General features: G+C 68.5%; 13 protein-coding genes. 5 read left to right on the plus strand and 8 right to left on the minus strand.

Features of this window, described 5'->3' with window-relative positions; translation table 11 throughout:
• Positions 1 to 104 precede the first annotated feature (104 nt).
• Positions 105 to 983, minus strand: a complete 879-nt coding sequence (gene htpX / locus EO141_RS07880) for a protease HtpX (protein WP_119131434.1) — start codon at positions 981 to 983, stop codon at positions 105 to 107.
• Between the two features lie 97 nt (positions 984 to 1,080).
• Between htpX and gluQRS the strand changes: the two genes are divergently transcribed.
• From gluQRS to phaR, 3 genes are all read left to right on the plus strand, one after another.
• Positions 1,081 to 1,980, plus strand: a complete 900-nt coding sequence (gene gluQRS, locus EO141_RS07885) for a tRNA glutamyl-Q(34) synthetase GluQRS (protein ID WP_127168905.1) — start codon at positions 1,081 to 1,083, stop codon at positions 1,978 to 1,980.
• 84 nt (positions 1,981 to 2,064) lie between these two features.
• Positions 2,065 to 2,805, plus strand: coding sequence for a beta-ketoacyl-ACP reductase (locus EO141_RS07890; RefSeq protein WP_126947308.1), 741 nt, complete (start codon positions 2,065 to 2,067; stop codon positions 2,803 to 2,805).
• Positions 2,806 to 2,964: 159 nt separating this feature from the next.
• Positions 2,965 to 3,534 (plus strand): polyhydroxyalkanoate synthesis repressor PhaR, encoded by a 570-nt coding sequence (gene phaR, locus EO141_RS07895; protein ID WP_127168906.1) that lies wholly within the window; start codon positions 2,965 to 2,967, stop codon positions 3,532 to 3,534.
• A 46-nt stretch (positions 3,535 to 3,580) separates the two neighbouring features.
• Here the strand turns inward: phaR and EO141_RS07900 are convergent, their stop codons facing one another.
• From EO141_RS07900 to EO141_RS07925, 6 genes are all read right to left on the minus strand, one after another.
• Positions 3,581 to 4,531 (minus strand): TraB/GumN family protein, encoded by a 951-nt coding sequence (locus tag EO141_RS07900; protein ID WP_127168907.1) that lies wholly within the window; start codon positions 4,529 to 4,531, stop codon positions 3,581 to 3,583.
• 30 nt (positions 4,532 to 4,561) lie between these two features.
• Complete coding sequence (locus EO141_RS07905; protein WP_164739115.1) at positions 4,562 to 5,500, minus strand: DUF1684 domain-containing protein; 939 nt, start codon at positions 5,498 to 5,500, stop codon at positions 4,562 to 4,564.
• On the minus strand, positions 5,500 to 7,368 hold the full coding sequence (gene mutL / locus EO141_RS07910) for a DNA mismatch repair endonuclease MutL (protein WP_127168908.1): 1,869 nt from the start codon (positions 7,366 to 7,368) through the stop codon (positions 5,500 to 5,502). Before mutL ends, EO141_RS07905 begins: the two co-directional genes overlap by 1 nt.
• 137 nt (positions 7,369 to 7,505) lie before the next feature.
• The gene (locus tag EO141_RS07915; RefSeq protein ID WP_127168909.1) at positions 7,506 to 9,209 is read right to left on the minus strand and encodes an N-acetylmuramoyl-L-alanine amidase; all 1,704 of its coding nucleotides are present in this window, start codon (positions 9,207 to 9,209) and stop codon (positions 7,506 to 7,508) included.
• A gap of 70 nt (positions 9,210 to 9,279) precedes the next feature.
• Positions 9,280 to 9,780, minus strand: a complete 501-nt coding sequence (gene tsaE, locus EO141_RS07920; RefSeq protein WP_127168910.1) for a tRNA (adenosine(37)-N6)-threonylcarbamoyltransferase complex ATPase subunit type 1 TsaE — start codon at positions 9,778 to 9,780, stop codon at positions 9,280 to 9,282.
• Complete coding sequence (locus EO141_RS07925; RefSeq protein WP_127168911.1) at positions 9,777 to 11,264, minus strand: NAD(P)H-hydrate dehydratase; 1,488 nt, start codon at positions 11,262 to 11,264, stop codon at positions 9,777 to 9,779. Before EO141_RS07925 ends, tsaE begins: the two co-directional genes overlap by 4 nt.
• Before the next feature lie 24 nt (positions 11,265 to 11,288).
• Here EO141_RS07925 and queG point away from each other — a divergent pair, with 24 nt between their 5' ends.
• Positions 11,289 to 12,356 (plus strand): tRNA epoxyqueuosine(34) reductase QueG, encoded by a 1,068-nt coding sequence (gene queG / locus EO141_RS07930; protein ID WP_104649052.1) that lies wholly within the window; start codon positions 11,289 to 11,291, stop codon positions 12,354 to 12,356.
• A gap of 54 nt (positions 12,357 to 12,410) precedes the next feature.
• Entirely contained in the window at positions 12,411 to 13,748 is a 1,338-nt protein-coding gene (xseA, locus tag EO141_RS07935; RefSeq protein WP_127168912.1) for an exodeoxyribonuclease VII large subunit, read from the plus strand.
• Positions 13,749 to 13,773: 25 nt separating this feature from the next.
• Here xseA and EO141_RS07940 read toward each other — a convergent pair whose 3' ends face one another.
• Positions 13,774 to 15,021 (minus strand): AcvB/VirJ family lysyl-phosphatidylglycerol hydrolase, encoded by a 1,248-nt coding sequence (locus EO141_RS07940; protein WP_127168913.1) that lies wholly within the window; start codon positions 15,019 to 15,021, stop codon positions 13,774 to 13,776.
• Positions 15,022 to 15,234: the final 213 nt, after the last annotated feature.

Genomic DNA, 15,234 nt, shown 5'->3' on the forward strand with positions numbered 1-15,234 from the left:
GCATCGCTGGCACCTCGCGCCAGCCAACAAAAAACCCGCGTGCTGCGGGTTTTTTGTTGGCTGGCGTGAACCAATGCGCCACGCGGGCATCTGGCAAGGCCGTCTTACATCGCCGCACCGTTGGCGGCACGCAACGCGGCGATGCGCTCGGCCAGCGGCGGGTGGCTCAGGAACAGCCGGCGCAGCCCGTCGCCCACACCGCCGGAGATGCCGAAGGCCTGCACCTGCGAGGGCAAGGTGCTCTGGCCGTGGTTGAGCGACAGGCGCTCCAGTGCGGCAATCATCTTGCCGCGACCCGCCAGCTGCGCACCACCGGCATCGGCGCGGAATTCGCGGCGACGCGAGAACCACATCGCGATCATCGTCGCGAACAGGCCGAACACCATCTCCAGCACGAACACGATGATGTAGTAGGCAAAGCCGCGGCCACCATCGCGGTTGCCCGACATGGCGCTGTCGATGATGCCGCCGACCACGCGTGCCAGCACGATCACGAAGGTATTGAGCACGCCTTGCAGCAAGGCCATGGTGACCATGTCGCCATTGGCGACATGTGCGATTTCATGGCCCAGCACCGCCTCGGCCTCGTCCTGGCTCATGTTCTGCAGCAGCCCGGTGGACACCGCGACCAGCGCGTTGTTGCGGTTGGCGCCCGTGGCGAAGGCATTGATTTCCGGGCCGTCGTAGACCGCCACCTCCGGCATGCCGATGCCGGCCGCCTGGGCCTGACGGCGCACCGTCTCCAGCAACCAGCGCTCGGTCGGCGTGCGTGGCTCGGTGATCACCTGCGCGCCAGTGCTGCGCTTGGCCATGAACTTGGACAGCAGCAACGAGATGAACGAGCCGCCGAACCCGAACACGGCCGCCATCACCAGCAGGCCGCTCATCTGCGCAGGATTGACGCCCAGCACCGACATCACGATGCCGGCCAGCATCAACACCGCAAAATTGGTCAGCAGGAACAGGAAAATGCGGTTGAACATGGTGCGATGACTCCACGCGAGCAGGATGACCTGCAGCGGATCTGCGGTCGTCAGCGCTTGAAATCAAGCGATCACCTGACCGACGATTCAGCCGATCATGCCAGCCCTCCTCTACCGCGGCCGCTTCGCGCCCTCCCCGACCGGCCCGCTGCACTTCGGCTCCCTGCTGGCGGCATTCGGCAGCTGGCTGCTCGCGCGGCACGCCGGTGGCCAGTGGTGCGTGCGCGTCGAAGACATCGATCCACCGCGCGCCGAGCCCGGCGCCTGCGAACGTCAGCTGCGCACCCTGGCCGCCTTCGGCCTGCGCCCGGACCTGCCGGTGCTGTATCAATCCGACCGCCACGCGCACTACGACGCCGCCGTCACCAGCTTGCTGGAGGCGGGACTGGCCTTCGAATGCAGTTGCAGCCGCGCCGATCTTGCCGGCATGGGCGGCATCCACCATGCCTGCGTGGCGCCGCTGGGCGCCCGCCGTGCGGTACGCCTGCGGGTGCCCCCACAGCCACCGGTCGGCTTCGACGACGCGCTGCAGGGCCACGTGGTGCAGGACGTGCATGCCGATGTCGGCGACGTGGTGCTGCGCCGCGCCGACGGCTACTGGGCGTACCAGCTGGCGGTGGTGGTCGACGATGCCGCGCAGGCCATCACCGATGTCGTGCGCGGCGCCGACCTGCTCGATTCCACCCCACGTCAGTTGCTGCTGCAGCGCGCGCTGGGCCTGCCGCAGCCACGCTATCTGCACCTGCCGCTGATCCTGGACCACGCCGGCCGCAAGCTGTCCAAGTCGCACGCCGCGCCTGCGCTGGACGATGCAGACCCACAACCGGCGTTGCACGCCGCCTGGGCGGTCCTGGGACAGGATCCGGCGGCATTGCCGCGCCGTGCCGCGCTCGACACCGTGCTGCAGCATGCGATGCAGCATTTTTTGCCGCAGCGGTTGCCCCGGCAGCTGTATCTGGATGCCAACGGACGCGCATCACCGCCCCGGCGTGACTAGAATTGCGCCCCAGCACCGGCATCGGGCCAGGCAGCGCGCCTGTGCCCTGACCGCCATCGTCTTATCCTGTCCATTGGAGTCGTCATGACATCTCGCGTCGTATTGGTCACCGGCGGCACCGGCGGTATCGGCACCGCCATCTGCAAGCGCCTGGCCGACCAGGGCCACCGGGTGGCCAGCAACTTCCGCAATGCCGAAAAAGCCCAGGCCTGGCAGCAGCGCATGCAGACCCAGGGCTACGACATCGCCCTGTTCCGCGGCGACGTGGCGTCTTCCGAGCATGCGCGCGCCCTGGTCGAAGAAGTCCAGGCAGCGCTTGGGCCGATCGAAATTCTGGTCAACAACGCCGGCATCACCCGCGACACCACCTTCCATCGCATGACCGCCGAACAATGGCATGACGTCATCAACACCAACCTCAACTCGGTCTTCAACGTCACCCGCCCGGTGATCGAAGGCATGCGCCAGCGCGGCTGGGGACGGGTGATCCAGATCAGCTCGATCAACGGCCTGAAGGGCCAATACGGACAGGCCAATTACGCGGCCGCCAAGGCCGGCATGCACGGCTTCACCATCTCGCTGGCACGCGAAAATGCCGCGTTCGGGGTGACCGTCAATACCGTGTCGCCGGGGTATGTGGCCACCGACATGGTGATGGCGGTCCCGGAAGAGGTGCGCGCCAAGATCGTCGCCGACATCCCCACCGGCCGCCTGGGCCGCCCGGAGGAAATCGCCTATGCGGTGGCCTTCCTGGTGGCGGAAGAGGCCGCCTGGATCACGGGCTCAAATCTGGATATCAACGGCGGCCACCACATGGGCTGGTAACGTTTGCTGCAACTTCGCGATGCAGCATGAAAAACCCTTGAAAATCATGCTGCGCAGCATTTTTTTGGTGTCCGCTTAAGAAAATAAGGCCTTGCGGCGGTTGCAAGGGCTGCTGCGGTGCGCCATCCTGCGCGCACTATCGTTGTGAGTGAACGTTCCATGGCCGGACTTCGCATCATCAAGAAGTATCCCAATCGCCGTCTCTACGACACGGAAATCTCCAGCTACATCACCATCGAAGATGTGCGCCAGCTCATCATCGACGGCGAAGAATTCGAAGTACGCGACGCCAAGAGCGGTGAAGACCTCAGTCGCGCCGTCTTGCTACAGATCATTGCCGACCGTGAACAGGACGGCGAGCCGATGCTGTCGACCCAGCTGCTGAGCCAGATCATCCGTTTCTACGGCGACTCGCTGCAGGGCTTCATGGGCAACTACCTGGAGCGCAGCATGCAGGTGTTCCTGGATCAGCAGCAGCAGTTCCGCCAGCAGATGGGCAACCTGCTCGGGCAGACCCCGTGGGCGATGATGAACCAGCTGACCGAGCGCAACCTGGAGTTGTGGCAGGAGTTCCAGCGCAACTTCGGCGCCGGTTTCGGGCGTCCGGGCGGCCCTGGTACGCCGCCGCCGGGGGCGAGCGGCATGGGCAGCGGCCCGATGGGCACCGGCACCCACGGCACTGCTGCCGGTAGCGCCGGCACCACCGGCAAGACCCGCAACCGCGGGTAACGCAAGCGCGGCGCCTGGAGCGTGAGACGCTCCACGGCGCCGCCAGTCAGCGGCCAGCCTGCTCCGCGCAGGCCGCGCAGATCCGCTCCACGTGGTACCCACGCGCGCGCAGGCGCTCGACCACTCCATCGCTTCCCAGCAGATGCAGCGCACCGACCACCACCAGCGTGGTCCCGCTCCCTTTGCCCAGCCGCTGTTCCAGCCGCGGCACCCAGCGCGCATTGCGCTCGACATTGATGTCCTGGTACAGCGCCGGATAGTGCCGCCGCATCTGCTCGGCCATCTGCGTGGACAGGGTGTGCACATCGCCATTGCGCCAGGCCGCGTGCAAGTGACGCAGCTGATCCGTGGTGCCGGCGTCGTCCAGCGCCTCTTCCAGCAGCTGATGCTGCTCGGTGGGCGACATGCCGTCGAGCAAGGCAATCTGCTCCTGGGCGCGCTCCAGCCCATCGGCCGGTTTACCCTGGGCTTGCGCCTGCGCCATCAGGTAATGGTCCAGGCCGGCAGCCGGATCCATGCCTTGCCGGCTCATCTCCGCCAGGCTGATCGTCAACGCCACGAACCAGGGCTCCAGTGGCTGCAAGCTGTCCACCTGCATCCCGCGCTTGCGTGCGTAGCTGGTCAGCGCCTGCCAGGTCTTTGGATCGAGTACGTCCTGCAGGCGACGCCCGTCGCTGCGCCGCGCCGCCTGCAGCATGCGGCCGGCCAGTTCGGGCGATTGCGCATCGGACGGCGGCAATTCGAACACCAACCGGTCGGCCTTGGCGAATGCCTGCATCACATCCGGCGACAAGGGGTAATCGCTGGGCTTGAGCACATGGAACGAGCCCAGCAGATACAGCGTGCCGCCCTTGCCATCGACCTTCCACAACAACGGCACCGGCGGACCGGCAGGCGTGTCGTGGCCGGCACGTGCCCAGGTCGGCGCGGCTGCCCCGCCCCACAGCCCCAGCGCGATCACCGCGCCGCAGCACCAGGCGGCCAGCCGGGTGCGCATGCTTGCCTCTACCACGTCGCTGTCTCCACGTCAGTGCGGCACCTTGTAGGTTTTCTCGCCTGCCGATACCGCCAGGTCGATGCGATTTTCCGGCGGCGGCAGCGGACAGGTCGCAAACGGAGTGAACGCGCACGGCGGGTTGTAGGCACGGTTGAAATCCAGGACCACATGCCCGGAGGCGTCGGGCACGTCCAGGTCCAGGAAGCGCCCGGCCGGATAGCTGCCGTGCCCGCTGGTGCGGTCGGCGAACACCACGAACATCGGCCGCCCGGGTTCGCCGATGGTCTGCAGCCGATACGCCTTGCCATCGCGCTCGAAGGCGATGGCCCCGGCATTGGGCTGCTCGCTGCTGATGCCGACGATGTCCACGATCGGAATGGTCTTGCCGACATCGTTGGGCACATAGCGTGCGCTGATGCGCCAGGACGGATCGGCCGGCCAGTACTCCAGCCCGGCGAAGTGACTGCGCGACGGCGCGTCGGCATGCTTGACCCGCAGCGCGTTGCGGTCGCCGCGATGGATCAGGCTCAACACGCCCTTGCCGCCATCGAAATGGATGAAGGTCGGCTGCGGGTCGCGATCGGACTGGAAGCGGATCCGGCCGGTCAGCGGCTTGCCATCGACGCTCAAGGCCGCGCCGCGCTCGGGCACGAACCAGACCGTGTCGGCCTCGGTGGCGACCATGCCCAGCTTGGGCGGCCCGACCGCCAGCCTGATGCCACTGTCGGCGCTGCTGCCGATGTAGTGCGCCTTCAGCGACAGCCAGTGCAGGCCGACCAGGCTGGTCCAGCCATCGGGCGCGCGCAGCTCGGTCAGGCGCGCTTCGCGCCAGGCGGCGTTGTCGGCCAGGAAGGCCTTGTCGAGTGCGGCCGGTGCCGCCGGCGGCGGTGCGTCCTTGCCGCAGCCGGCCAGCGCCGCACACACCAGCGTGCCGAGCAGCCAGCGGTTCCCCCTGTGCAATGCAGCCATCAGCGCCCCCTCAGGAACCAGCGATCGATTTCGCCCAGCGTAAACCGTGCCCAGGTCGGCCGGCCATGGTTGCATTGGCCCGAGCGCTCGGTGATTTCCATGTCGCGCAGCAGTGCGTTCATTTCCGGCACAGTCAGGCGCCGGTTCGCGCGCACCGCGCCGTGGCACGCCATGGTGGAGAGCAGCTCGTCGCGCGCCCCGGCAATGCGCCGGCTCTGGCCATGTTCGCGCAGGTCGCCAAGCACGTCGCGCAACAGCGCCTCGGGGTCGGCATTGGCAAGCAATGCGGGAATGCTGCGCACGTGCAGCGATTGCGGGCCGGCGCGGGTGACCTCGAAGCCCAGGCTGGCCAGCGTGTCGGCTTCGCGCTCGGCGGTGTCGGCCTCGCGCTCGCCCACCGCCAGCGTCATCGGCACCAACAGCGGTTGCGCGTGCAGGCCGATGCTGTCGTGCGCGTTCTTGAGCCGCTCGTAGCCGATGCGTTCGTGCGCGGCATGCATGTCCACCACGATCAGGCCTTCGGCGTTCTCGGCCAGGATGTAGATGCCGTGCAACTGCGCCACGGCATAGCCCAGCGGCGGCACGCCGCTGTCTGCGGCAGTCGCCGGCAGGCCCATTCCCGCGCCCTCGGGCAAGCGTGCCGCCTGCTGCTGCGCGCCACTGGGCGGCGGCGCATACAGCGCGCTATAGGCCGCACGCGCCTCATCCACGCGCAGGCCCAGCGGGGTCTGCGATGGCGTCCACTGGCCGTAGCCGGCACCACCGGCGCCACTGCTGCTGCTTCCGCTTCCGTAGCCTGGACGATCGAGCATGCTCGCCGGCACCGCGCCGGCATCGCCGGTGCCTTCCGTAGCGCTGCTGTTGGGCATCGCGCCGGCGCGCGTCTGCGCCAGCGCGTCCTGCAAGGTGCGGTAGACGAAGTCGTGGATCAGCCGCGCCTCGCGGAAACGCACCTCGTGCTTGGCCGGATGCACGTTGACGTCCACGCGCGCCGGATCCAGCTCCAGGAACAGCACGTAGGCCGGCTGGCGGCCATGGAACAGCACATCGCCATAGGCCATCTTGACCGCGTGCGCGACGCTGCGATCGCGCACCGAGCGGCCGTTGACGTAGAGATACTGCTGGTCGGTACTGGCGCGCGAGTAATGCGGTTGGGCGACCCAGCCGTGCAGCCGCAGACCGGCGCCACTGTGATCGACGCGCAAGGCCTGCCGTGCGAAATCCTCGCCCAGGGTTTCGCCCAGACGCGCATCCGAATACAGGTCGCCCGGCTTGTAGCGACGCGAGGGTTTGCCGTTGTGCGAAACCCGCAACTCCACATCCGGCCGCGCCAACGCCAACGAACGCAGCCACTCTTCGATATGCCCCAGCTCGGTGCGCTCGGCACGCAGGAACTTGCGCCGCGCCGGCACGTTGAAGAACAGTTCGCGCACTTCGACCGTGGTGCCGGGCGCGTGTGCACGTGGCATCACCTCGCCCAGGCGGCCACCGTCGATCTCCAGCGCGGAGCCATGTTCGGCATCGTGGCGGCGCGAAATCAGGGTGAAACGGCTGACCGAGGCGATCGACGGCAACGCTTCGCCACGAAAGCCGAGCGTGGCCACGGTCTCCAGATCGTCCAGCGATGCGATCTTGCTGGTGGCATGCCGCGACACCGCCAGCGGCAGTTCGTCGGGAGTGATGCCGCCACCGTTGTCGCGGATGCGGATCAGCCGCACGCCGCCCTCTTCCAGCTCGATATCCACGCGGGTGGCGCCGGCATCGAGTGCGTTTTCGACCAGTTCCTTGACCACCGACGCAGGCCGCTCGACGACTTCGCCGGCGGCAATCTGGTTGATCAGGATCTCGGGGAGCTGACGGATTGCCATCAGCGCAGGCGCTCGCGCTGGACGCAAGCTGGGCGGAGCATCAAGGGTGTAACAGGCAAGGCAGACGTCGGCACGGCAATCCGGCGGCGCACGGGCGCCGTCATCAAGGAATCAGTGCGGAATGATAGCCGAGCGGCTCAGCGGCTGCCGCCGGCCACGGTGCCGACGCCGGCATCGGCTTCGGCCTGCGCGCGCGCGGCAAACAAGGTGCCTGGCGGTGGCTGGCGGGTGAAGAAGGTATCGATGCCATCCAGCACGGCCGCGGCGATCTTGCGCTGGTAGGCCGGGTCGATCAGGCGACGCTCTTCGTCCGGATTGGAAATGAAGGCGGTCTCCACCAGCATCGCCGGCATGTCGGAGGTGCGCAGCACCGCGAAGTTGGCGCGTTCCAGCTGCGGCTTGTGGTTGTTGCCGATCCGCTTGAGGCCGCCGAGCACGTGCCCTGCCGCATCCTCGGAGGCCTTCATGTGGCCGCTCTGCGCCAGATCCAGCAGCACATTGGCTAGCGTGCTTTCGGTCTGCTGCAGACGCACGCCGCCGACCAGGTCGGCGGCATTTTCCTTGTCGGCCAGCCAGCGCGCGCGCTGCGAGGAAGCACCCTTGGTCGACAGCACATAGACCGACGAGCCGGTCGCACTGCGATTCTCGGCAGCGTCGGCATGGATGGAGATGAAGATGTCGGCCTTGGCGGCGCGTGCCTTCTGCGCGCGCATCGGCAGCGGAATGAACACGTCGGTATCGCGTGTCAGGTAGGCCTTCATGCCGGGTGTGGCGTTGATCTGGCGCGCCAGTTCACGCCCGACGGCCAGGGTGACATCCTTTTCGCGCTTGCCGGTGGGGCCCATGGCGCCCGGATCCTGGCCACCGTGTCCCGGATCGATCGCAACGATCAGCGGCCGCATTCCGGGTGCCATCTTGATCCGCGAGGCCTCGCTGGGCAGTACCGGACGCGGCGGCAAATCGTCGCTGTCCGCCGCGGCAACGCCGCCGGCGGTATTCGGTGTGGCAGTCACGGCATTACCCGACGCGGCGCCCATCGGCGCATTGCCGCCATTCAAGATGGCAGCCGGCGATGCGGCGTTGCCTGTCATCGCGGGTGCTGGCGACGTACCGGCGGTGGCGACGGTGCGATTGGAGGAGTTGCCGGCAGTGCCGGCTGGCGCGAACGCGCTGGTGGTTACCGCGGCCGCGGCCGTGCCTGGACGCGGTGTCGGCACGCCGGTGGCCACCGTCGTCGGTACCGGCGCCGGGGTCACGCTGGGCATGGCCGAGGCAGGGACATACGGTGCGGGCGCCGGCGCAGGCGGCACCACCGACGCACGCTGCGCAGACGCCGCCAACGCAGCGGTCGCGCGGGCCGCCTCGGATTGTGCATTGGCCGGGCGCGGCGGCGGCGTCGCAGGTGTTGTCGGGTTGGCAGCCACCGTGCCGGCGGAGACCGGCGAATCGCCCGGCCACTCGATCACCAGGGTCGACGCACTGCCCAGCGTCTGCATCTGCGGCTTCAACGGCGTGACCGGCGTCGCCAGCTCGAAGACCACCCGGAAGGTGCCCGGCACCGGTTGGCCGGTCCGCACCGAGGTCACCAGGCCAGCTGCGGGCGGCAACTTGAGGCCACGCACACCGGAAGAATCGGGAAAATCCACCACCAGGCGATTGGGGTTGGCCAGCGACAGGGTCTTGAATCCGCCGCTGCCGGCCAGCTGGATCTCCGCACGCGTGCCGGTGGCACCGGTGCTGATACCGACACCCTTGATTTCGCCGGCCCACGCAGCAAAAACCGCCAGGCTGAGGCTGGCGGTCAGGGCGGAAACACAGAACTGGCGGAACCCCGGTGTCATGGCGCTGGATTCAAACACCCGAGCGTGTGAATTGCAAGGTGATTTCCCTTAATAATCCACAACCTGGCGTTCATTGTTGTTGTGAGCCGGCAAAAAGACGCTGCAACTGCGGCAGGCCTGACAGCCGCGTCAGCCAGTCGCGCCCGGGTTGGCTGCGGCCCAGCAGCGTGACGCTGCGGCCCTCGCCATCGACCGCCAGTTCCACGTCCAGGTCCACCGGCGGCAACGCGCCCGCGCCGCGCTCGGGCCATTCGACCAGCCACAGGCTCGCGCTGCCCTCGTCGAGCCCGAGAAAATCCAGTTCCCCGGCCTGCCCGATGCGGTACAGATCCAGGTGCCAGGCCTCGTCGCCGGTGCTGAGCGGATAACGCTCGACCAGGGTGTAAGTGGGGCTGCGAATCGGGCCGGTGACGCCGAGTGCGCGCAGCAGCGCACGAGCCAGTGTGGACTTGCCTGCGCCGAGATCGCCGTGCAGTTGCACCATTGCGCGGGCGGGCCGTACCGCGGCCAGGGCCTGCCCCAGGGTTTCGGTGGCCTGCGCATCGACCAGGTGTGCGCTGAGCTGGCTCATGCAATGGCTCCGGCATTGGCGAGGCGACGCAGTTCGGGCAGCAGATCGGTCGGCAGCAGGCCGCGCTCGCCCGCGCGCGCAGCCGCATCGCCGGCGCAGGCATGCAGCAAGGCACCCAGGCTTGCCGCATCGAACGGCAACCAACCCTGCGCCAGCAAGGCTGCGATCACGCCGGTCAGCAGGTCGCCCATGCCGCCGACCGCCATGCCCGGATTACCGGCGTCGATGATGCGCGGCACTGCGTGCGGCGCGGCGATCACGCTGCCGGCGCCCTTGAGCACCACCACGGCATCGAAACGTTTGGCCAAGGCGTCTGCGGCAGCCAGCCGATCGTGCTGAACCTGCCCGGTCGACATCCCCAGCAGACGGCCGGCTTCGCCCGGATGCGGTGTCAGCACGCGCGGGCCGCGCGTCGGCACCTGGTTGGCGGCCAGCAGGTTCAGGCCATCGGCATCGATGACGACGGCACTGTCAGACGCCAACACGCCGTGCCACAACGGCTGCGCCCAGGCGTCCTGACCCAGCCCTGGCCCCAGTGCGACCACGTCGGCCGCATCGGCCAGCGCGGCGATGTCGTCGCCGGCCTGCAGCGCGCGCACCATGGCTTCCGGGCAGCGCGCCAGCAATGGCGCGACATGCTCGGCGCGGGTGGCGACCTGCACCAGCCCGGCGCCGCTGCGCAAGGCCGCTTCGGCGGTCAGCATGATCGCCCCGCCGCTGCCGAGGTTGCCGCCGACACACAACACGCGCCCGGATTCGCCCTTGTGCGTATTGCGTCGGCGCGGGCGCAACTGCGCGGCCAGGGCGTCGATCTCCCAGCTGTGCGCGGCCGGCGTCAGCCCGTCGAATGCCGCATCCGGCACGTCCAGCGACGCGACTGCGCGCGTGCCGGCATGCTCCAGCGCATCGCCGGTGTAGAGCCCCACGTGCGGCACGATGAACTGCAAGGTGGCGTCCGCGCGCACCGCAGCACCGAAGGCCACGCCGTGATCGGCATCGATGCCGCTGGGCACATCCAGCGCAAACACCGGCACGCCGGCGGCGTTGATGGCATCGATCAACGCGCCGGTCTCGCTGTCGGGCGCGCGGTTGAGGCCGATGCCGAACAGCGCATCGACGATCACATCGGCCTGCGCCAGCGGAGATGGAAACAGGTCGATCGCACCACCCACGCCCAGATAGTCGGTGCAGGCGCGCTGCGCCAGCGGCGCGGCCGGGCCGTGCCCGGGAAGATGCACCACCTGCACCTGGCGCCCGGCCCGCTGCGCCAGGCGTGCCAGCACATAGCCATCGCCCCCGTTGTTGCCGGTGCCACAGACCACCACGATGCGGCGTGCCCGTGGCCAGCGTTCCAGCAGGACCTGCCAGGCGGCCTGCCCGGCGCGTTGCATCAAGGTATAGCCGTCGCCGCCGAGCAGCGTGGTGGCCTGCGTGTCCAGCCTGCGCGCGGCGGCGGTGTCGTAAAGATCGAGCGGTGCGTACATGCCGGGAATTCTATACTTGTCACCATGTCTGCCGTCCTCGCCCGTCCCGACCCCACCGACGCTGCCGCGCGCATCCGTGCGCTTGCGCGCGAGGCGGGCTTCCAGCGCTGCGGCATTACCGGCATCGAGCTGGGCGAAGACGAGGGACATCTGCGCAGCTGGCTGGAAGAAGGCCTGTACGGGACCATGCACTGGATGGCCCAGCACGGCGACAAGCGCTCGCGCCCGCAGGAGCTGGTGCCCGGCACCCTGCGCGTGTTGTCGGTGGGCATGGATTACGGCCGCAAGGACGACAGCGAAGCCTGGAACACCCTGCACGACGGCCGCCGCGCCTACGTGGCGCGGTACGCGCTGGGGCGCGACTATCACAAGCTGATGCGCAACCGGCTGCAGAAACTGGCCGAGCGCATCCAGGGCGAAGTCGGCGCATTCGGCTATCGGGTATTCGTCGATTCGGCACCGGTGCTGGAGCGGGCACTGGCGCGTAACGCGGGCCTGGGCTGGATCGGCAAACACACCTGCCTGATCGATCGCAAGGGCGGGTCGTGGTTCTTTCTGGGCGAGATCTACCTCGATCTGCCCTTACCCATCGACACCCCGGCCACCGCGCATTGCGGCACCTGCACGCGCTGCATCGACATCTGCCCGACCCAGGCCATCATCGCCCCCTACCGGCTGGATGCGCGCCGCTGCATCGCCTATCTCACCATCGAGCACGAGGGCGCGATTCCCGAGCAGATGCGCAAGCCGATCGGCAACCGCATCTTCGGTTGCGACGACTGTCAGCTGGTCTGCCCCTGGAACAAGTTCGCCCAGCGCACCGACGAAGCCGATTTCCGCGCCCGCAACGAGCTGGATGTGGCAACGCTGCCGCAACTGTTCGCCTGGGACGAAGACGAATTCCTGCGCCGCACCGAAGGCAGCCCGATCCGCCGCAGCGGCCATCAGCGGTGGTTGCGCAACATCGCCGTCGGCCTGGGCAATGCACCCGGCACGCCGGAGGTGCTGGCGGCGCTGGAGGCGCGCCGCCACGACGACTCGGAACTGGTACGCGAACACGTGGGCTGGGCGCTGGCGCAACACGGTTTGTAGGTTTGCGCCGGATACGCTCACGCATGCGCATCGCCGCTGCGGGATAATGCGGTGATGGCCGACCGCAACGAACAGATCCTCACCCCCAGCCAGCTCAACACGCTCGCGCGCGACCTGCTGGAAGGCAGCTTCCCGCTGGTGTGGGTTGAAGCAGAGCTGAGCAGCGTCACGCGCCCGTCCTCGGGCCATCTGTACTTCACGCTCAAGGACGCGCGCGCGCAGATCCGTTGCGCGATGTTCAAGCCCAAGAGCACCTGGCTGAAGTTCCAGCCGCGCGAAGGCCTGCGTGTGCTCGCGCGCGGACGCCTGACGCTGTACGAAGCGCGCGGCGACTACCAGCTGGTGCTCGACCACATGGAAGAGGCCGGCGAAGGCGCCCTGCGGCGCGCCTTCGACGAACTGCGTGCGCGCCTGGCCGCCGAAGGCCTGTTCGATGCCGAGCGCAAGCAGCCGTTGCCGGCGCATGTGCGGCGGCTGGCGGTGATCACCTCGCCCAGCGGCGCGGCGGTACGCGACGTGCTCAGCGTCCTGGCGCGCCGCTTTCCGTTGCTGGAAGTGGACCTGTTGCCCTCGCTGGTGCAGGGCGACAGCGCCGCTGCGCAGATCACCTCGCTGTTGCAGCGCGCCGATGCGTCCGGGCGCTACGACGTCATTCTGATCACCCGTGGTGGTGGCTCGCTGGAAGACCTGTGGGCCTTCAACGACGAACGCCTGGCCCGCACGATTGCCGCCACGCGCACGCCGGTGGTGTCGGCGGTCGGGCACGAGACCGACTTCAGCCTCAGCGATTTCGTGGCCGATGTGCGTGCGCCCACGCCGTCGGTGGCGGCCGAACTGCTGGTGCCCGATCAGCGCGAGCTGGTTGCGCGCGTGCGTCGCGCGCATGCGCGCATGGCCCAGCTGCAGCAGCATGCGCTGGCCACTGCGATGCAGCGCGCCGACCGGCTCGCCCTGCGCCTGCGTGCACACAGCCCGCAGGCGCGGCTGCAGCTGCTGCAACGCCGCCAGCAGGATGCCGGACGCCAGCTGCGCGCGCGCCTGACCCAGGTGCTGGAGCGCCTGCAGGCGCGGGTGCAACGGTCGCAGGCGCGCCTGCAGGCGCACAACCCGCAACGCGACCTGGCCACGCTGCAACAACGGCTGCGTGCGCTGCATCCGCAGGCAGCGATGCAACGGCGCCTGCAGCACGACCAGCTGCGGCTACGCAGCCTGGCACGCTCGCTGGAAGCGGTCAGCCCGCTGGCCACCGTCGCGCGTGGCTACGCCATCGTGACCCGCCCCGCCGATGGCAGCGTGGTGCGCAGCGCCGCCGAGGTCAGCGCCGGCGAGCGCCTGCGTGCGCAGCTGGCCGATGGCAGCATCGTGGTGCGGGTCGAGCCGGGCGACGCCTGACACCCGGCAAGACATCACGCGCGCGCTAACCGTGACCGGGCGTCTGCGCCGCCTGCTGCCAACCTTGCAGCAGCAGCCCGGCCAGCACCACCGGATCGTGGTCGAAATGATGCCCGCCCGGACGCGCCACCACCTGCACGCCACGCGCGCGCAGCTCCGGGCACAACGTGTCCTTTTCCTGATCGCCGTAGATGCATTGCAGGCGATGCGCGTCCAGCGACTGGATCGCCGGTTCCACATCACGTTCGGCATCGTTGTGCCAGCCCAGCCAGCCACCGACGCGCACCTTGAAATCGGCTTGATGGGCAAGGCCCAGCAGGCTGACAAACTGCACCGACGCACGTTGCTGCGGCGACAGCTCGGGATAGGCAAACGGCAGCACATCGGCACCGAACGAGTAGCCAACCAAGGCAACGTGCTGGATATGCCAGCGCTGCCGATAGCTTGCGATCACCCGGTCCAGGTCCGCCCCGACCTGCTGCGGCGTACGGCTGGCCCAGAAGTAACGCAGGCTGTTCCAGCCCACCACTGACACCCCCTGCTGCTGCAATTGCGCGGCGATGCCCTTGTCCAATTCGCGCCAGCCGCCGTCGCCGGACAGCATCACCACCATGCGGTCGCTGCCGGGCGCATGCAGTTCGACCAGCGGCAGATCGCCCACACCGTGCGCCTGGGCCGCGAGGAAATGGCCGCGGGTGGCGGCAGCGATCTGCGCGGGGCTGGCAGCGTCGACTAGATCGTCGAGGAAGCCCTGGTTGGCATCGGGCATGTCGCGTGCGCAGGCCAGGCCGCCAGCGCTGGCGCCGCCATCGGCGACAACCGCGCCACCCAGCACGTCGGGCGCGGCCGAGGCCAGCGCCTGCCGCGCCAGCACCGCGCCATCGCCCTGCCCCACCAGGACCGGCGGCAGGAATGCGTCGACATGCTCGGCGCGCAGCAACTTCTTGCCCAAGCGTTCGGCATCGTCGGCCAGGGAACTGCAGGCCGCATGATGGGCGCGCACGCGTTCGCGATAGTTGGCGGTATCGACCACCGCGACCAGCGCGCCGTCGTTGCTCAGCATCTCGGCAAGCCGCTGGCCGTCCTGCGCATGGCCGCTGTCGGGCAACAGCACCACCATGGCCTTCGGCGTGCCTTCCGGACGCAGCACCTCCACCGAGCGGTAATGCCCGGCGGTATTTCCGTCCTGCAGATGCCGCGCCACGGCGTAGCCGCTGCCGCCGATCAGCAGTAGTGCAACGACCCAACGAAACAGTTTGATTCCCCAGCCCATCACCGCAATCCTCGCAAGCGCTGGCGCTTGGACCGCTGCCAGGGTGACCGGTTCCAGCGCGACCACGGCTGGTGTTCGCTGCGGTTAAGCCAGCGCGCTCACCTCGGTGTGTGGCCGCCGCGACGCGGAAGACCGTGCACGTCGTCGTCGATGTCGCGCCCCGAGACGCGGGTATGGCACGCAACATGGCGATCGGCGATCGCTGGCCATGCG

Source organism: Xanthomonas sp. BRIP62415 (assembly GCF_003993515.1).
Lineage (GTDB): Bacteria > Pseudomonadota > Gammaproteobacteria > Xanthomonadales > Xanthomonadaceae > Xanthomonas > Xanthomonas euroxanthea.

Coding starts and splice junctions, on each gene's coding strand:
- gluQRS (WP_127168905.1), top strand. CDS start 1,081: ATGCCAGCCCTCCTCTACCGCGGCCGCTTCGCGCCCTCCCCGACCGGC.
- EO141_RS07905 (WP_164739115.1), bottom strand. CDS start 5,500: ATGGCTGCATTGCACAGGGGGAACCGCTGGCTGCTCGGCACGCTGGTG.
- EO141_RS07925 (WP_127168911.1), bottom strand. CDS start 11,264: ATGTACGCACCGCTCGATCTTTACGACACCGCCGCCGCGCGCAGGCTG.
- EO141_RS07940 (WP_127168913.1), bottom strand. CDS start 15,021: ATGGGCTGGGGAATCAAACTGTTTCGTTGGGTCGTTGCACTACTGCTG.
- EO141_RS07900 (WP_127168907.1), bottom strand. CDS start 4,531: ATGCGCACCCGGCTGGCCGCCTGGTGCTGCGGCGCGGTGATCGCGCTG.
- htpX (WP_119131434.1), bottom strand. CDS start 983: ATGTTCAACCGCATTTTCCTGTTCCTGCTGACCAATTTTGCGGTGTTG.
- EO141_RS07915 (WP_127168909.1), bottom strand. CDS start 9,209: ATGACACCGGGGTTCCGCCAGTTCTGTGTTTCCGCCCTGACCGCCAGC.
- queG (WP_104649052.1), top strand. CDS start 11,289: ATGTCTGCCGTCCTCGCCCGTCCCGACCCCACCGACGCTGCCGCGCGC.
- xseA (WP_127168912.1), top strand. CDS start 12,411: ATGGCCGACCGCAACGAACAGATCCTCACCCCCAGCCAGCTCAACACG.
- phaR (WP_127168906.1), top strand. CDS start 2,965: ATGGCCGGACTTCGCATCATCAAGAAGTATCCCAATCGCCGTCTCTAC.
- tsaE (WP_127168910.1), bottom strand. CDS start 9,780: ATGAGCCAGCTCAGCGCACACCTGGTCGATGCGCAGGCCACCGAAACC.
- EO141_RS07890 (WP_126947308.1), top strand. CDS start 2,065: ATGACATCTCGCGTCGTATTGGTCACCGGCGGCACCGGCGGTATCGGC.
- mutL (WP_127168908.1), bottom strand. CDS start 7,368: ATGGCAATCCGTCAGCTCCCCGAGATCCTGATCAACCAGATTGCCGCC.